This is a genomic window from Pseudomonas sp. (assembly GCF_030147005.1).
Taxonomy (GTDB): domain Bacteria; phylum Pseudomonadota; class Gammaproteobacteria; order Pseudomonadales; family Pseudomonadaceae; genus Aquipseudomonas.
The window spans coordinates 1-16,219 of record NZ_JASLAW010000224.1 but is presented as its reverse complement, the minus strand read 5'-3'; the positions used below and the strand labels follow the sequence as shown (position 1 = coordinate 16,219).

The following is a 16,219-nucleotide window of genomic DNA, read 5'->3' as shown; positions in this document are numbered from 1 at the left end:
ATCCTCAGCGTTTCTGTGTCAGGGCGCGACGCTCGAACTCGACGATGCGCTGACGGTAATGCTCGATGGTCTGGGCGGTGAGGACGCTGCGTTGATCATCCTTGAGCTCGCCATTCAGTTCCTGGGACAACTTGCGGGCCGCGGCCACCATCACGTCGAACGCTTGTTTGGGGTGACGCGGGCCTGGCAGGCCGAGGAAGAAACTGACCGCCGGGGTGCTGAACAGGTCGATGTCGTCCAGGTCGAACGTGCCCGGCTTGACCGCGTTGGCCATGGAGAACAGCACTTCGCCATTACCGGCCATGCTTTCGTGACGGTGGAAAATATCCATCTCACCAAAACGCAGGCCGCTTTCAAGGATGTTCTGCAACAGTGCCGGGCCTTTGAAGCCACCGGCATCGCGGCAGATCACGCTGATCACCAACACTTCTTCGGCGGCCGGCTGATCGTTGACCGATTGACGCGATGCGCTCTTGCTGGCGTTTTCATCCGGGAAGTCATCGTCGCGGCTGCTGAAGCTCGGGCCTTCGTCGACACCCAGGTTCAGGTCGCCCTGATGCGGCTCAGCCACGCCGGCACTGCCGCGCTTGCCACGTTTGGATGACGGCTCACGGGCTTCACGCACCGGTGCGCTCATCGACGGCAAGTCGTGCTCGTCCAGTTGCGGTTCCTTGTGGGTATCCAGCACACGGGGCGGCCCCAGCAGCTCGGCGCTGCCGTCGTCGTCGGGCAAGTTGGACAGGTTTCGGTCCAGACGGAATTTAAGCTTGCCCTTGCCACCGCGCATACGGCGCCAGCCATCAAAAAGAATACCGGCAATGACAATAATGCCGATGACGATCAGCCACTCGCGCAGACCGATTTCCATGTAATCCCGTGCCTCTAATAAAAAATGCTGAAAAATAAGGGGTTTAGCACCGTGCAAACCGCTTTAAAACGTGGCGCCAACTCTATGTTCTGACTGACGTTTTGCCCACGCATACGAAAAATTGACATTAAACTAGCACGACCAAAGATAACTTTACACCGTCTGTCAAAATGCCTTGAACAAATATGTCCATTTGCCACTTTACCAGACCTGTAAATCGCTCTACAGCGTGCCGTAAAAATTCCTTCCGACTGGCCTCAGGATTCCACCATCGCCATCGCCTCTTCCACATCCACCGCCACCAAACGCGAACAGCCAGGCTCATGCATCGTCACGCCCATCAACTGATCGGCCATTTCCATGGCGATCTTGTTGTGCGTGATATAGATGAACTGCACAGTCTGGGACATCTCTTTGACCAGCCGGGCGTAGCGTCCAACGTTAGCGTCATCCAGCGGTGCGTCAACTTCGTCGAGCATGCAGAACGGCGCCGGGTTCAGCTTGAAAATGGCAAATACCAGCGCCAGCGCTGTCAGGGCCTTTTCACCGCCGGACAACAAATGGATGGTGCTGTTCTTCTTGCCCGGAGGCCGCGCCATGATCGTTACCCCTGTATCGAGTAGATCTTCGCCCGTCAGTTCCAAGTAGGCACTGCCGCCACCGAAAACTTTTGGGAATAACGCCTGTAAACCGCCATTAATCTGATCAAAGGTATCTTTGAAGCGGCTGCGGGTTTCCTTGTCGATCTTGCGAATGACGTTTTCCAGCGTATCCAGGGCTTCGACCAGGTCGGCGTTCTGGGCATCCAGATAACGTTTGCGCTCGGACTGCTGCTGGTACTCATCGATCGCCGCGAGGTTGATCGCACCGAGTCGCTGGATACGCGCGGCAATCCGTTCAAGTTCTTCTTCGGCGTCTTTTTCGTTGGCCTCGGCGGTCAGTGTGTTGAGCACGCCGTGCAGGTCGTAACCGTCTTCCAGCAACTGGTCCTGCAAGGTCTTGCGGCGCACGGTCAGGGCTTGCCATTCCATGCGCTGTTGTTCGAGCTGACCGCGAATCAACTGGGATTGCTGCTCGGCCATGGTGCGGCGTTTTTCAGCGTCGCGCAGTTCGCGGTCGGCGTCTTCCAGGGCGATCTGCGCGGTCTTGAGTTCTTCGTCGACGGTCATGCGTTTGTCGAGCAGCTCTTCAAGCTTGAGGCGCAGCTCTTCAAGGGGCGCTTCGCCCTCCTCCAGGTTGAGGCTCAGTTGCTCGCGTTTTTCGGTGAGGCGTTCGGATTGCATCTCCAGGCGCTCGAGCGCCTGGCGCGTGGAATCATGCTGGGCGCGCAATGAGCCCAGGCGCACCGCCAGCTGGTGGGCATGGTCCTTGTGTTGGCGGGCTTCCTGGCGTACGCGGTCGAGGCGTTCGCGCAGGCTGTCGCGCTGGGCCAGCAGCAGTTCGCGTTGCTCGGTGTCCAGGGCCATGCTGTCGAGGGCTTCCTGCAATTGCAGGCGCGCTTCGCCGATCTGCTCGTGCTCCAGGGCGCGCTGTTCGCCCATCTCGGCGACTTCTTCGTCAAGGCGCGTGCGGCGCAGGGTCAACTGTTCGACCTTGGCCTTGCTCGCCGACAGCTGGGCTTTGAGTTCGCCTTGCTGACGCGCTTCGTCCTGCAACAGACGGCGCAGGTGCTCGCGGCCAGTCTCTTGCTGGCGTTGGGTTGCGCGCAGGGTTTGCAATTCGGTTTCGAGGCTTTCCAGGGTGGCTTCGCGCTCTTCACGCTCGGCGGTCAGGTTGACGATCTCCTGGCCACGGGCCAATACGCCGCTTTCGGCTTCACTGGCACGGCGTACGCGCAGGAAGTGGCGACCGACCCAATAGCCGTCGCGGCTGATCAGGCTCTCACCCGCACTCAGCTGACCGCGCTGGGCCAAGGCCTGCTCAAGTGACTCAACCGGCTTGACCTGGCCCAGCCACGGCGACAGGTCAATCGCCGCCTCGACCTTGTCCAGCAGGCTGCCCGGCACGCGCGCGCCATCGGCCGCGGGGCTGAGCAAACGCAAGTCGCCCTGGGCAAAACCGGCCAAGTCAAAAGCGCCGAAATCATCCACCAGCACGGCCTGCAAGTCGGCGCCCAAAACGGTTTCCACCGCCAGCTCCCAACCGGCTTCAACCTTCAAGCCTTCGGCCAGGCGCGGGCGCTCGGCCAGATGCTGGTCGCGCAGCCATTCGGCGGTGCCGGTGCCGGGGTCCAGCGCGGCTTGCTGCAAGGCTTCCAGTGAGGCCAACCGCCCGTTGAGCCGCTGCAAATCGCCCTGGGCCTGCTGCTGCGCCTGGGTCGCCGTGTGCAGTTGCTGGCGCAATTGCTCCAGCCGCTCCACTTGCTGCGCTTCGCTGGCTTCGAGCTCTTCCAGGGTCATTTCGCTTTCGGCCAGTTGCTCGCTCAATTGCAGGATCGCCGCGTCTTCCGGGTCGGCGGCGAGCAACACGCGCTCTTCCTGCAAACGGCGCTGACGCTCGGCCAAACGCTCCATGCTGGTTTCCAGCTGTTGGATACGCGACTGCTGCACCTCGGCCTGGCGCCGCGGTTCGGCGGACTTCAGGTTGAACGTGTCCCACTGCTCCTGCCAGCCGTGCATGCCGCTTTCGGCTTCTTCCAGGGCGGCGGCCGCTTCTTCGGCGGCGGCGCTGGTGATTTCCTGTTCGGGGGTGAGCATGTCCAGCTCTTCGCCCAGGGTCAGCAGCAAGGTGCGGTCGTGGCCCAGGTGCGATTCGGTCTCCAGGCGCGCGCGCTCGGCTTCCTTCAGATCGTCCTGCAACTGGCGCAGACGCTGCTGGCCGTGCTGGATGCTCTGTTCGACGCGGGCGATGTCGCCGCCCACCGAATAGAAGCGTCCCTGCACCAGATTGAAGCGCTCGGACAACTCATGGTGCCCGTCCCGCAGGCGTTCGATGCTGGCGTCGGCGTTGCGTTGCTCGGCCACCAGCGCTTCAAAGCTGACTTCCTGGGTGCCGATGATCGCTTCGCGCTGGCCGACCTGATCGTTCAACGCTTGCCAGCGCAGGGCCGACAGTTGAGCCTTGAGCTGGCGCTCTTCGCCCTTGTATTCCTGGTATTTCTCGGCGGCCTGGGCCTGGCGGTGCAGGCGCTCCAACTGGCGCTCCAGCTCTTCGCGCAGGTCGGTCAGGCGGGCCAGGTTTTCATGGGTGCGACGGATACGGTTTTCGGTCTCGCGGCGGCGCTCCTTGTATTTGGAGATGCCGGCCGCTTCCTCGATAAAGTTGCGCAGGTCTTCGGGCTTGGCTTCGATCAACTTGGAGATCATGCCCTGCTCGATGATCGAATAGCTGCGCGGGCCAAGGCCGGTGCCGAGGAAGATATCGGTGATGTCGCGGCGACGGCATTTGGTGCCGTTGAGGAAGTAACTGTTCTGGCTGTCGCGCGTGACTTTGCGGCGAATGGAGATTTCGGCGTAGGCCGCGTATTCGCCGATCAGGGTGCCGTCGGAGTTGTCGAACACCAGCTCGATACTGGCCTGGCTCACCGGTTTGCGACTGGTGGAGCCGTTGAAGATGACGTCGGTCATCGACTCGCCGCGCAGGTTTTTCGCCGAGCTCTCGCCCATCACCCAACGGACGGCGTCGATAATGTTCGACTTGCCGCAGCCATTGGGCCCGACCACTGCCGCCATATTACTGGGGAAGTTCACCGTGGTCGGGTCGACGAAGGATTTGAACCCCGCCAGTTTGATGCACTTGAGCCGCACGTTTAGGCGTCCGCCAACGCGGCGATCACCAGCGAGCTGCTGCGCTGGCAGTAGGCCGACAGCACCAGACGGATCTGCGCCAGGTCACGGGCCAATACGGCAGCGAGCAGTTGTTCGAACAGCGCCAGGTACTCGCCCATTTCCGCTTTACGCTGGTCCAGGGCCAGGTAATAGGCACGGTTCATCGCCGGCTGCAGGTTATCGACAGTTTCCTGCAAATACGGGTTATTGGCGAAGGGGTAAGCGGCGCGCATCACATTGAAGCTTTCTTCGACGAAAGCGCGCACGTCTTCGCGCTCCAAGCTGGCCATCAGGCGCTGCTGGATTTGCAGGAATGGCGCCATGTCGGCCTGGGTCTGCCAGCCCTCGGCCACCGCGTTGCCGAGCAGGATGTACATCTCGCCCATCAGCGTACACAGGCTCTGCACCTTGTGCGCGGTGAGCTCGGTGACATGGGCGCCACGGCGCGGCAGGATCGCGATCAGATGGCGGCGCTCGAGGATCAGCAAGGCTTCACGCACGGAACCACGGCTGACGTTGAGCGCCAGCGTGACCTTCTGTTCCTGGATTCGCTCCCCAGGCTTGAGATCGCCGCGAATAATACGTTCGGCGAGGTGGTGAGCAATTTGCTCGGCGAGACTGTCCGGCGCCTTGAACGTCATGTTTTCCCTTCAAAATCTTCTATCGGTACAAGCGCGGCAGTGTAGCGCATTGGCCCGCTGATGGCGCTACGCCCACGGTGGCGAATTTGGCACGAAACACGCAAGCCTGAAAAGCCATAAGCCCCTGAAAACACGCGTTTCAGAAGACTGCCCCCCTAAGTGAAAGTGTTGCGATCGCATTTTCTTGACCCTTAGGTCAGAAAACAATTGACCGAAAAGTCAGACATGACTAGATTCGGCGCAAAGCGGTTAACAACAATAATGAGTCTGCGAGGCCTTCCGTGATCCAGTTTTTACTTAACCAGGAACTCCGTAGCGAGCACGCCCTGGACCCCAACCTGACGGTGCTCAATTACTTGCGCGAGCATGTGGGCAAATCCGGTACCAAGGAAGGCTGCGCCAGCGGCGACTGTGGCGCATGCACCGTGGTGGTCGGCGAGTTGCACAGCAACGATCAGGGCGTCGAGCAGATTCGTTACCGCAGCCTCAACTCGTGCCTGACCTTTGTCTCGTCGCTGCACGGCAAGCAACTGATCAGCGTCGAAGACCTTAAGCACCAGGGCCAACTGCACAGCGTGCAACAGGCGATGGTCGAGTGCCACGGCTCACAGTGCGGCTTCTGCACCCCAGGTTTCGTGATGTCGTTGTTTGCCCTGCAAAAGAACAGCGACGCCCCCGACAGCCGGAAAGCCCATGAAGCCCTGGCCGGCAACCTGTGCCGCTGCACCGGCTATCGCCCGATTCTGGCCGCCGCCGAACAGGCCTGCTGCAACAAGCCCCAGGACCAGTTCGACAGCCGTGAGGCCCAGACCATCGCCCGTCTCAAAGCCATCGCACCAACCCAGACCGGCGAGCTCAACAGTGGCGACAAACGCTGCCTGGTGCCATTGACCGTCGCCGACCTGGCCGATCTCTACGACGCCTATCCGCAAGCCCGTCTGCTGGCCGGCGGTACCGACCTGGCGCTGGAGGTCACCCAGTTCCATCGCGCTCTGGCGGTGATGATCTACGTGGGCAATATCGAGGAAATGAAGCGCATCGAATCCTTCGATGACCGCCTGGAAATCGGCGCCGCCACCGCCCTCTCCGACTGCTACGCCGCGCTGCATCATGAATACCCCGATTTCGGCGACTTGCTGCATCGTTTCGCCTCGCTGCAAATCCGCAACCAGGGCACCCTGGGCGGAAATATCGGCAACGCCTCGCCGATTGGTGATTCGCCGCCGTTGCTGATTGCCTTAGGCGCACAGATCGTGCTGTGCAAGGGCAATACCCGTCGCACCCTGGCGCTGGAAGATTACTTTATCGACTACCGCGTGACCGCCCGCCAGGACAGCGAATTCATCGAGAAAATCATCGTGCCCAAGGGCCACTCACTGTTCCGCGCCTACAAGGTTTCCAAACGCCTGGACGATGATATTTCCGCAGTGTGCGCCGCCTTCAACCTGAAACTCGACAACGGCGTGGTCAGTGAAGCCCGCGTCGCCTTCGGCGGCATGGCCGCAACCCCCAAGCGCGCGAAAAACTGCGAGACGGTGTTGATCGGCACCACCTGGAACGCCGCCACCGTAGAGAAAGCCTGCGCCGCCCTGGCCGATGACTTCACCCCGCTCTCGGACTTCCGCGCCAGTAAGGAATACCGCTTGCTCAGCGCACAGAACCTGCTGCGCAAATACTTCATCGAACTGCAAACGCCGCACATCGAGACTCGGGTGACCGCTTATGTCTAACCAACACGCCGTGGAAAAAACCCAGGCCGAACTGGCCGAGCTGTTTGCGCGGGACCTGACCTCCGGCGTCGGCCGCAGCGTCAGGCATGACAGCGCCGCCAAACATGTCAGCGGTGAGGCGCAGTACATCGACGACCGCCTCGAATTTCCCAACCAACTGCACCTGTACGCGCGCATGTCCGACCGCGCCCACGCGAAAATCCTCAGCATCGACACCGCGCCCTGCTATGCCTTCGACGGCGTGCGCATCGTGATTACCCACAAAGACGTACCGGGCCTCAAAGACATCGGCCCGCTCATGCCCGGCGATCCGCTGCTGGCCATCGACACCGTGCAGTTCGTGGGCCAGGTGGTGCTGGCGGTGGCTGCCCGTGACCTTGAAACCGCGCGCAAAGCCGCGATGGCGGCGCTGATCGAATACGAAGACCTGGAGCCGGTACTGGATGTGGTCGAGGCGTTTCGCACCAAGCACTTCGTGCTCGACAGCCACACCCATCAACGCGGTGATTCGGCCGGCGCGCTGGCGACGGCGAAAAACCGTATCCAGGGCACGCTGCATATCGGCGGCCAGGAACATTTCTACCTGGAAACCCAGATTTCCTCGGTGATGCCCACCGAAGACGGCGGCATGATCGTCTACTGCTCCACGCAAAACCCCACCGAAGTGCAGAAACTGGTGGCGGAAGTGCTCGACGTGTCGATGAATAAAATTGTCGTCGACATGCGCCGCATGGGCGGCGGGTTCGGTGGCAAGGAAACCCAGGCCGCCAGCCCCGCCTGCCTGTGCGCGGTGGTGGCGCGGCTCACCGGCCAGCCGACCAAGATGCGCCTGCCCAGGGTCGAAGACATGCTGATGACCGGCAAGCGCCACCCTTTCTATATCGAATATGACGTGGGCTTCGACGACCACGGCCGTTTGCACGGCATCAACCTGGAATTGGCCGGTAACTGCGGCTGCTCGCCAGACCTGTCCAACTCGATTGTCGACCGTGCGATGTTCCACGCCGACAACGCGTATTACCTGGGCGATGCCACCGTCAACGGCCATCGCTGCAAGACCAACACCGCGTCCAACACCGCTTATCGTGGCTTCGGCGGCCCGCAAGGAATGGTTGCCATCGAGGAGGTGATGGATGCCATCGCCCGCCACCTGGCGCTGGACCCGCTGGCCGTGCGCAAGGCCAACTACTACGGCAAGACCGAGCGCAACGTCACCCACTACTACCAGACCGTCGAGCACAACATGCTCGAAGAAATGACCGCCGAGCTTGAGACCAGCAGCCAATACGCCGAGCGCCGCGAAGCGATCCGCCGCTACAACGCCCAGAGCCCGATCCTGAAAAAAGGCCTGGCGCTGACCCCGGTCAAGTTCGGTATCTCGTTCACCGCGAGTTTTCTTAACCAGGCCGGCGCCCTGATCCATATCTACACCGACGGCAGCATCCACCTGAACCATGGTGGCACCGAGATGGGACAAGGCCTGAACACCAAAGTCGCTCAAGTAGTGGCCGAAGTGTTCCAGGTCGACATCGACCGTGTGCAGATCACCGCGACCAATACCGACAAAGTACCCAACACCTCGCCCACGGCGGCCTCCAGCGGTGCTGACCTGAACGGCAAGGCCGCCCAGAATGCCGCCGAAACCATCAAGCAGCGCCTGGTGGAGTTCGCCGCGCGCAAATACGACGTCAGCGAAGCGGACGTGCAGTTTCGCAGCGGTCATGTGCGCGTGCGTGAGCAGATTTTGAGCTTCGAGGCGCTGATCCAGCAGGCGTATTTCGCCCAGGTATCACTGTCGAGCACCGGCTTCTACAAGACCCCGAAGATCTTCTACAACCGCAGCCAATCGCGCGGACGGCCGTTCTATTACTTCGCTTTTGGCGCGGCGTGCTGCGAAGTGATCGTCGACACCCTCACCGGCGAATACAAGATGCTGCGCACCGACATCCTCCATGACGTGGGCGCCTCGCTGAATCCGGCCATCGACATCGGCCAGGTGGAAGGCGGGTTTATCCAGGGCATGGGCTGGCTGACCATGGAAGAGCTGGTGTGGAACAACAAGGGCAAGCTCATGACTAACGGCCCGGCCAGCTACAAGATCCCGGCGGTGGCCGACATGCCGCTGGACCTGCGGGTAAAGCTGGTGGAGAACCGCAAGAACCCGGAAGACACGGTGTTCCATTCCAAGGCCGTGGGCGAGCCGCCGTTCATGCTCGGGATTGCTTCGTGGTGTGCGATCAAGGACGCCGTGGCGAGTCTGGGCGACTATCGCCAGCAGCCGAAGATCGACGCGCCGGCCACGCCCGAGCGGGTGTTGTGGGGGTGTGAGCAGATGCGCAAGTTACAGACGGTGAAGGCGGTCGAAACCGAGATGGCTTCGCTTTAGGACCGAGGTGCTGCCTTCGCGAGCAAGCCTGCTCCCACACTTGGAATGCGTTCCCATGTGAGAGCGGGCTTGCTCGCGAAGCCGGCCGAACTGACAACAGAGATGTTGAGGTAGACATGAATAACTGGATCAGCGCCCTCGCCACCCTGCAAGCCAGCGGCGAACCCTGCGTGCTGGTGACCATCATCGAAGAGCTCGGCTCCACGCCGCGCAACGCAGGCTCCAAGATGGTGATCAGCGCCGCCCACACCTTCGACACCATCGGCGGCGGGCACCTGGAATACAAGGCGATGCAGATCGCCCGCGAGATGCTCGCCCGTGGCCAGCAGAACACCCACCTGGAGCGCTTCAGCCTCGGTGCCAGCCTGGGCCAGTGCTGCGGTGGCGTGACTGTATTGTTGTTCGAACCCATGGGTCAGGTGCAGGCGCAGATCGCAGTGTTCGGCGCCGGCCATGTCGGCCGTGCGTTGGTGCCGTTGCTGGCGAGCCTGCCGTGTCGGGTGCGCTGGATCGATTCGCGTGATCAGGAATTCCCGGAACATATCCCACAGGGCGTGCGTAAAATCGTCAGCGAAGAGCCGCTCGACGAAATTGCCGACCTGCCCGTGGGCAGTTACTGCATTGTCATGACCCACAACCACGCGCTGGACCTGGAACTGAGCGCCGCGTTGCTCAAGCGTAACGACTTTGCCTACTTCGGCCTGATCGGTTCGAAGACCAAACGGGTCAAGTTCGAACACCGCCTGCGTGACCGTGGTTTCGACACCGCGCAACTGCAACGCATGCGCTGCCCCATGGGCCTCACCGAAGTGAAAGGCAAATTGCCGGTGGAAATCGCCATCTCCATCGCCGGCGAAATCATCGCCACGTATAACGCCGATTTCGGCCGGCACAGCGCCAACGCCGACCCCATCGCCAAACTGCTGCCGGTTTCGCGCCGCAGCCAAGCTATCAATTGAGATAACCATGCCTTTGACCCGCAAAGCCTACCGCGCCGCCATCCTGCACAGCATCGCCGACCCCGCTGAAGTGGGTATCGACGCTTCCTACGAGTATTTCGAAGACGGCCTGCTGGTGATCGATAACGGCCAAATCAGTGCGCTCGGCCACGCCGGCGACCTGCTGCCGACGCTACCCGCCGACATCGATATCACTCACTACCAGGACGCCTTGATCACCCCCGGCCTGATCGACACCCACATCCATCTGCCGCAGACCGGCATGGTCGGCGCCTATGGCGAGCAGTTGCTGGATTGGCTCAACACCTACACCTTCCCCTGTGAAAGCCAGTTCGCCGACAAGGCGCACGCTGAAGAAGTCGCGGATATTTTCATCAAGGAACTGCTGCGCAACGGCACCACCACGGCGCTGGTGTTCGGCAGCGTGCATCCGCAATCGGTAAACGCATTCTTCGAAGCTGCCGGAAAACTCGACCTGCGCATGATCGCCGGCAAAGTGATGATGGACCGCAACGCGCCGGACTACCTGACCGACACCGCCGAATCCGGCTATCAGCAGAGCAAGGCGCTGATCGAACGCTGGCACGGCAAGGGCCGCTTGCATTACGCGGTCACGCCACGTTTCGCCCCCACCAGCACGCCGGAACAACTGGCACTGGCCGGGCAGTTACTGGGGGAATACCCGGACCTGTACCTGCAAACCCACATCAGTGAGAACAAGCAGGAAATCGAATGGGTGAAGGCGCTGTTCCCGGAACGCGACGGCTACCTCGACGTGTACGACCACTACAAGCTGCTCGGCGAACGCTCGGTGTTTGCCCATGGCGTGCACCTGTGCGACGACGAATGCGCACGGCTGGCAGAGACCGGTTCGGCCGTGGCGTTCTGCCCGACATCAAACTTGTTCCTGGGCAGTGGCCTGTTCAACCTGCCGATGGCCGAGAAGCACAAATTGAATGTCGGCCTGGGCACCGACGTGGGCGGTGGCACCAGCTTCTCGCTGCTGCAAACGCTGAATGAAGCCTACAAGGTCATGCAGTTGCAGGGCGCGCGGTTGAGCCCGTTCAAGTCGCTGTACCTGGCCACCCTGGGCGGTGCGCGCGCGCTGCGCCTGGAAGACAGGATCGGCACCCTGCTACCGGGCTCGGACGCGGATTTTCTGGTGCTGGACTACAACGCCACGCCGCTGCTCAGCTATCGCTTGAAGCAGGCCAATAACATTGCCGAGACGTTGTTCGTGCTGATGACGCTGGGGGATGATCGGACGGTGTTGCAGACCTACGCGGCGGGCAATCTGGTGCACCAGCGCTGATTTCAGAGACAAAAAAAACAATGCGGGAGCGGGCTTGCTCGCGAATGCGGTGGTTCAGTCAATACATCGGGTGACTGACAAACCGCATTCGCGAGCACGCCCGCTCCCACATTTGGACCGGGGTTTACACTTTTACAGACGAGCGCCCCGGCTTCTTTGTCTGCAACAAATGCGAGAACACCGCATGCAAATCATCCGACGCACTTTCCTCATCGAGGTTGAGCTTGCTGTCGATGTGATCCATGTGATGCATCATTAAATTCACCGCCAGCGGCGTGTCCCGTGCTTCGATCGCGTCGATCAACTGGGTGTGTTCATCGTAGGAACAGTGCGAGCGGTTGCCGCTTTCGTACTGGGCGATGATCAATGAGGTCTGGGACACCAGGCTGCGCTGGAAGCTGATCAGCGGTGCATTCTTCGCCGCTTCAGCCAGCTTCAAGTGAAATTCGCCGGAAAGGCGAATACCGGCGCCACGGTCACCACGGGAGAAACTGTCGCGTTCGTCGTTGACCATCTGGCGCAACTCGGCCAGTTGCTCAGCGGTAGCGTGCTGCACCGCCAATTCCGTGATCGCCCGCTCCACCAGGCGCCGGGCCATGAACACCTGACGCGCTTCTTCCACGCTCGGGCTGGCGACGACCGCGCCGCGATTGGGCCGCAGCAACACCACGCCTTCATGGGCCAGCCGCGACAGCGCGCGACGAATGATGGTACGGCTCACGCCGAAGATTTCGCCCAGTGCCTCTTCACTCAATTTGGTTCCGGGCGCCAGGCGTTGTTCGAGGATCGCCTCGAAGATATGCGCGTAGACGATATCGTCCTGGGTTCCGCTGCGACCGGCCTTGCCGGCTCGCGGTTGTTTCTTGAGAGGTTGCAACTGTTCGTTCATGGGCACTCGGGTTTGGAGAACGGCGGCGAAATAAGGTAATACGGCAACAACGGTACGCTGGCAAGTATCACCTAAAAACAGGGCACATTGTACACAACCCACTGCGCCAACACACTGTACGGCTGTTTGCGGCCTCGGCTGTATCGCAATGAGTGGTTACGTTTGAGTTTAGGCTTGAATCCGCGCCGCCACCGGCAAATTCCAGGCAATAAGGAACACCTCTTCATGACCGACGCCACCCAAGCGCCCTTGCGTCCGCTGGCCGACACTTCTGCGTCGGCCATCGTCGCCGGTTTTATCGCCATGATGACCGGTTACACCAGCTCCCTGGTGCTGATGTTCCAGGCCGGCCAGGCCGCCGGTTTGACCACGGCGCAGATTTCCTCGTGGATCTGGGCGATTTCCATCGGCATGGCGGTGTGCAGCATCGGCCTGTCCCTGCGCTATCGCACGCCAATCACGATTGCCTGGTCGACACCTGGCGCGGCGCTGTTGATCACAAGCCTGGGCGGCGTCAGTTACGGCGAGGCCATCGGTGCCTATATCACTTGCGCAGTGCTGGTGACGATCTGCGGGCTGACCGGCAGCTTTGAAAAACTGGTCAAGCGCATCCCCGCCTCACTGGCGGCGGCGTTGCTGGCGGGGATTCTGTTCAAGATCGGCAGCGAAATCTTCGTCGCCGCGCAGCATCGCACCGGCCTGGTGCTGGGGATGTTTTTCACTTACCTGATCATCAAGCGCCTGTCGCCGCGTTACGCCGTGCTGGCCGCGCTGGTGATCGGCACCCTGTTATCGGGCTGGATGGGGCTGCTGGATTTCAGCGGATTTCATCTGGAAGTCGCGACACCGGTGTGGACCACGCCGCATTTCTCACTGGCGGCGACCATCAGCATCGGCATCCCGCTGTTCGTGGTGGCGATGACTTCGCAAAACATGCCGGGTGTCGCGGTATTGCGCGCCGACGGCTACAACGTGCCGGCCTCGCCGCTGATTACAGCAACCGGCCTGGCCTCGCTGGTGCTGGCGCCGTTCGGCTCGCACGGCGTCAATCTGGCGGCGATCAGCGCGGCGATCTGCACCGGGCCGCATGCCCATGAAGACCGCAACAAGCGCTACACCGCTGCCGTGTGGTGCGGAGTGTTCTATGGGATTGCCGGGGTGTTCGGCGCCACCTTGGCGGCACTGTTCGCAGCGTTGCCCAAGGAACTGGTGCTGTCGATCGCGGCCCTGGCGTTGTTTGGCTCGATCATCAATGGCTTGAGCATCGCCATGAATGAGCCGAAGGAACGGGAAGCCGCGCTGATCACCTTTATGGTCACCGCATCGGGCCTGACGTTGTTTTCCATCGGGTCGGCGTTCTGGGGGATTGTGGCGGGGGTGTTGACGCTGCTGATTCTGAACGGGCGCAAGGCATAAAAAAACGGCGACCATCAGGTCGCCGTTTTTTTCAGTATCACTTAGCCGCGTTGATCGGCTTTTCCGGATACCACACGTCCAGCAACGGGCTGACTTCAGCCTTGGTCAGCTCGGAACGGGTTTTCAGCCAGGCTTCAACGGCAGCACGCTGCTCTTCGTTGACCGAGCCACGCTTCTGCAGGCAAACCAGACCGAAGTCATCGCCGCCGACATAACCCAGACCGTTGGCTTCCATGGCTTCTTTGATGAATGCTTCGAGGAAAGCGTCGATAGCTTCTTCACTCAGGCCTTCTTTGAAGTCCAGGTTCAGCTCGAAACCCAGCTCTTGAAATTCATCAACGCACAGTTTTTTGCGCAGACGCTGGGAACGGTTAGTCGCCATTGGAACAATCCTCTTAAGTAATAACGGCCGGCACTTTAGCAGTTTAAGGCGGCAATTGCCCGACTCTCTGGGACGGGCGGCGCTTTGCCGATAAAAAAACCCGGATTACCGCCTATCGTTCAGCTACAAGTAAGCTCAGCTTGGGGCATAATGCCGACACTTTCATGACCAATGAGGGATTTTCTTCCATACCCCTCGCCCTTTTTCACCCTTCTCAGCAGTAGGGTTTATTCCTTATGATCAAATCTTTGCGTTCTGTTTTCCTCGCCGGCGTTCTCCTGCCACTGGCCTTTTCCGCTACCGCCGCCGCCGTCAACAACACCTTGCCCCCCAGCGTTGCCCAGGCCCTTCAGAAGGCAAAACTGCAAAATACCGCATTGTCTCTAGTGATGTTGCCATTGAACGGCCCCGGTACGCCGACCGTATTCAATGCCGACGTTTCGGTGAACCCGGCCTCCACCATGAAACTGGTGACGACCTACGCGGCCCTGGAAATGCTCGGCCCCAACCATCAGTGGAAAACCGAGTTCTACACTGACGGCGTACTCAGCGGCGGCGTGCTGCGCGGCAACCTGTATCTCAAGGGCGGCGGCGACCCCAAACTGAACATGGAGAAACTCTGGCTGTTGATGCGCGACCTGCGCGCCAACGGCGTACAACAGGTCACCGGCGACCTGGTACTGGATCGCAACTTTTTCCAACAGCCGCTATTGCCGGAATTCAATGACGACGGCAACGACGAGAACAAGCCGTTTCTGGTCAAGCCCGACGCACTGCTGGTCAACCTCAAAGCCTTGCGCTTCGTGACGCGCAATGATGCAGGGCGGGTGATCGTGTCGGTCGAGCCGCCGATTGCGACCGTTCGCATCGACAACCAAGTGAAAGTGTCCAACGCCAAACAGTGCACCGGCGACGTGCGCTACAGTCCGATGACCGCTGCCGACGGTAGTGTGACCGTGACCGTCAGTGGCCAGTTGGCGGACGGTTGCAGCTCGCAGACCTACCTCTCGCTGCTCGACCATGCCACCTACACCGCCGGCGCCGTGCGTGCGATCTGGAAGGAACTGGGCGGCACCATCCAGGGCCGCGATATTCAGGCGCCGGTGCCCAAGGATGCCAAGGTCCTGGCCCGTGCATTCTCGCCGGACCTGGCGGAAATCATCCGCGACATCAATAAGTACAGTAACAACACCATGGCGCAGCAACTGTTCCTGAGCCTGGGCGCGCAGTTTCGCAACGATGCCGACGGCGACGATGCTAAAGCCGCGCAACGCGTGGTGCGCCAGTGGCTGGCGAAAAAAGGCATTACCGCGCCGCACCTGGTGATGGAGAACGGTTCCGGCCTGTCCCGCGCCGAACGGGTCAGCGCTCGCGAAATGGCGGCCATGCTGCAAGCGGCCTGGAAAAGCCCCTACTCCGCCGAATACATCAGCTCGCTGCCGATCGCCGGCACCGACGGCACCATGCGTAAACGCCTGAAGACCACCGCCATGCGCGGCGAAGCCCATGTGAAGACCGGCACCTTGAACACCGTGCGTGCCATCGCCGGGTTCAGCCGTGACAACAACGGCAATACCTGGGCGGTGGTGGCGATTCTCAACGACAACAAGCCGTGGGGCGCGTCGTCGGTGCTGGACCAGGTGCTGCTGGACCTGTATCGCCAGCCGAAGGCGATTGCCGCCGCGCCGGTGCTCTAACACTTAAAGCACCGCGTTACCCTGTGAGAGCAGGCTTGCCCTAATGCCGGTCAGTTAAGCGCTAAAGCAGAAAAACCTGCGACCTGTGGCGAGGGAGCTTGCTCCCGTTGGGGCGCGAAGCGGCCCCAAAAATGGGACTGCTACGCAGTCCAGCGGGAGCAAGCTCCCTCGC

11 protein-coding genes are annotated in these 16,219 nt (G+C 60.9%); 6 read left to right on the top strand and 5 right to left on the bottom strand.

Features of this window, described 5'->3' with window-relative positions; all coding sequences use genetic code 11:
* Nucleotides 1–4: 4 nt before the first annotated feature.
* The 3 genes from zipA to Q1V60_RS21250 all read right to left on the bottom strand — a co-directional run bounded on the left by zipA (nucleotide 5) and on the right by Q1V60_RS21250 (nucleotide 5,276).
* A complete protein-coding gene (zipA, locus tag Q1V60_RS21260) occupies nucleotides 5–868 on the bottom strand; it encodes a cell division protein ZipA (protein WP_300634380.1) in 864 nt (287 codons plus the stop codon).
* 257 nt (nucleotides 869–1,125) lie between these two features.
* Entirely contained in the window at nucleotides 1,126–4,614 is a 3,489-nt protein-coding gene (gene smc, locus Q1V60_RS21255) for a chromosome segregation protein SMC (RefSeq protein ID WP_300634378.1), read from the bottom strand.
* 2 nt (nucleotides 4,615–4,616) lie between these two features.
* Complete coding sequence (locus Q1V60_RS21250) at nucleotides 4,617–5,276, bottom strand: GntR family transcriptional regulator (protein WP_300634376.1); 660 nt, start codon at nucleotides 5,274–5,276, stop codon at nucleotides 4,617–4,619.
* A 281-nt stretch (nucleotides 5,277–5,557) separates the two neighbouring features.
* Between Q1V60_RS21250 and xdhA the strand changes: the two genes are divergently transcribed.
* The 4 genes from xdhA (at nucleotide 5,558) to guaD (ending at nucleotide 11,663) form a co-directional block, all read left to right on the top strand.
* The gene (gene xdhA, locus Q1V60_RS21245; RefSeq protein WP_300634374.1) at nucleotides 5,558–7,006 is read left to right on the top strand and encodes a xanthine dehydrogenase small subunit; all 1,449 of its coding nucleotides are present in this window, start codon (nucleotides 5,558–5,560) and stop codon (nucleotides 7,004–7,006) included.
* Nucleotides 6,999–9,392, top strand: coding sequence for a xanthine dehydrogenase molybdopterin binding subunit (xdhB, locus tag Q1V60_RS21240; protein ID WP_300634371.1), 2,394 nt, complete (start codon nucleotides 6,999–7,001; stop codon nucleotides 9,390–9,392). Before xdhA ends, xdhB begins: the two co-directional genes overlap by 8 nt.
* Nucleotides 9,393–9,508: 116 nt before the next feature.
* Nucleotides 9,509–10,351, top strand: a complete 843-nt coding sequence (gene xdhC / locus Q1V60_RS21235; protein ID WP_300634369.1) for a xanthine dehydrogenase accessory protein XdhC — start codon at nucleotides 9,509–9,511, stop codon at nucleotides 10,349–10,351.
* 7 nt (nucleotides 10,352–10,358) lie between these two features.
* Nucleotides 10,359–11,663, top strand: a complete 1,305-nt coding sequence (gene guaD, locus Q1V60_RS21230; protein ID WP_300634367.1) for a guanine deaminase — start codon at nucleotides 10,359–10,361, stop codon at nucleotides 11,661–11,663.
* Between the two features lie 124 nt (nucleotides 11,664–11,787).
* Here the strand turns inward: guaD and Q1V60_RS21225 are convergent, their stop codons facing one another.
* On the bottom strand, nucleotides 11,788–12,552 hold the full coding sequence (locus Q1V60_RS21225; RefSeq protein WP_300634364.1) for a GntR family transcriptional regulator: 765 nt from the start codon (nucleotides 12,550–12,552) through the stop codon (nucleotides 11,788–11,790).
* A 225-nt stretch (nucleotides 12,553–12,777) separates the two neighbouring features.
* Here Q1V60_RS21225 and Q1V60_RS21220 point away from each other — a divergent pair, with 225 nt between their 5' ends.
* On the top strand, nucleotides 12,778–13,968 hold the full coding sequence (locus tag Q1V60_RS21220; RefSeq protein ID WP_300634361.1) for a benzoate/H(+) symporter BenE family transporter: 1,191 nt from the start codon (nucleotides 12,778–12,780) through the stop codon (nucleotides 13,966–13,968).
* A gap of 37 nt (nucleotides 13,969–14,005) precedes the next feature.
* Here Q1V60_RS21220 and Q1V60_RS21215 read toward each other — a convergent pair whose 3' ends face one another.
* Nucleotides 14,006–14,350, bottom strand: a complete 345-nt coding sequence (locus Q1V60_RS21215) for a YggL family protein (protein ID WP_300634358.1) — start codon at nucleotides 14,348–14,350, stop codon at nucleotides 14,006–14,008.
* Nucleotides 14,351–14,586: 236 nt separating this feature from the next.
* On the opposite strand from Q1V60_RS21215, the gene dacB reads away from it, so the two are divergent.
* A complete protein-coding gene (dacB, locus tag Q1V60_RS21210) occupies nucleotides 14,587–16,047 on the top strand; it encodes a D-alanyl-D-alanine carboxypeptidase/D-alanyl-D-alanine-endopeptidase (RefSeq protein WP_300634355.1) in 1,461 nt (486 codons plus the stop codon).
* Nucleotides 16,048–16,219: the final 172 nt, after the last annotated feature.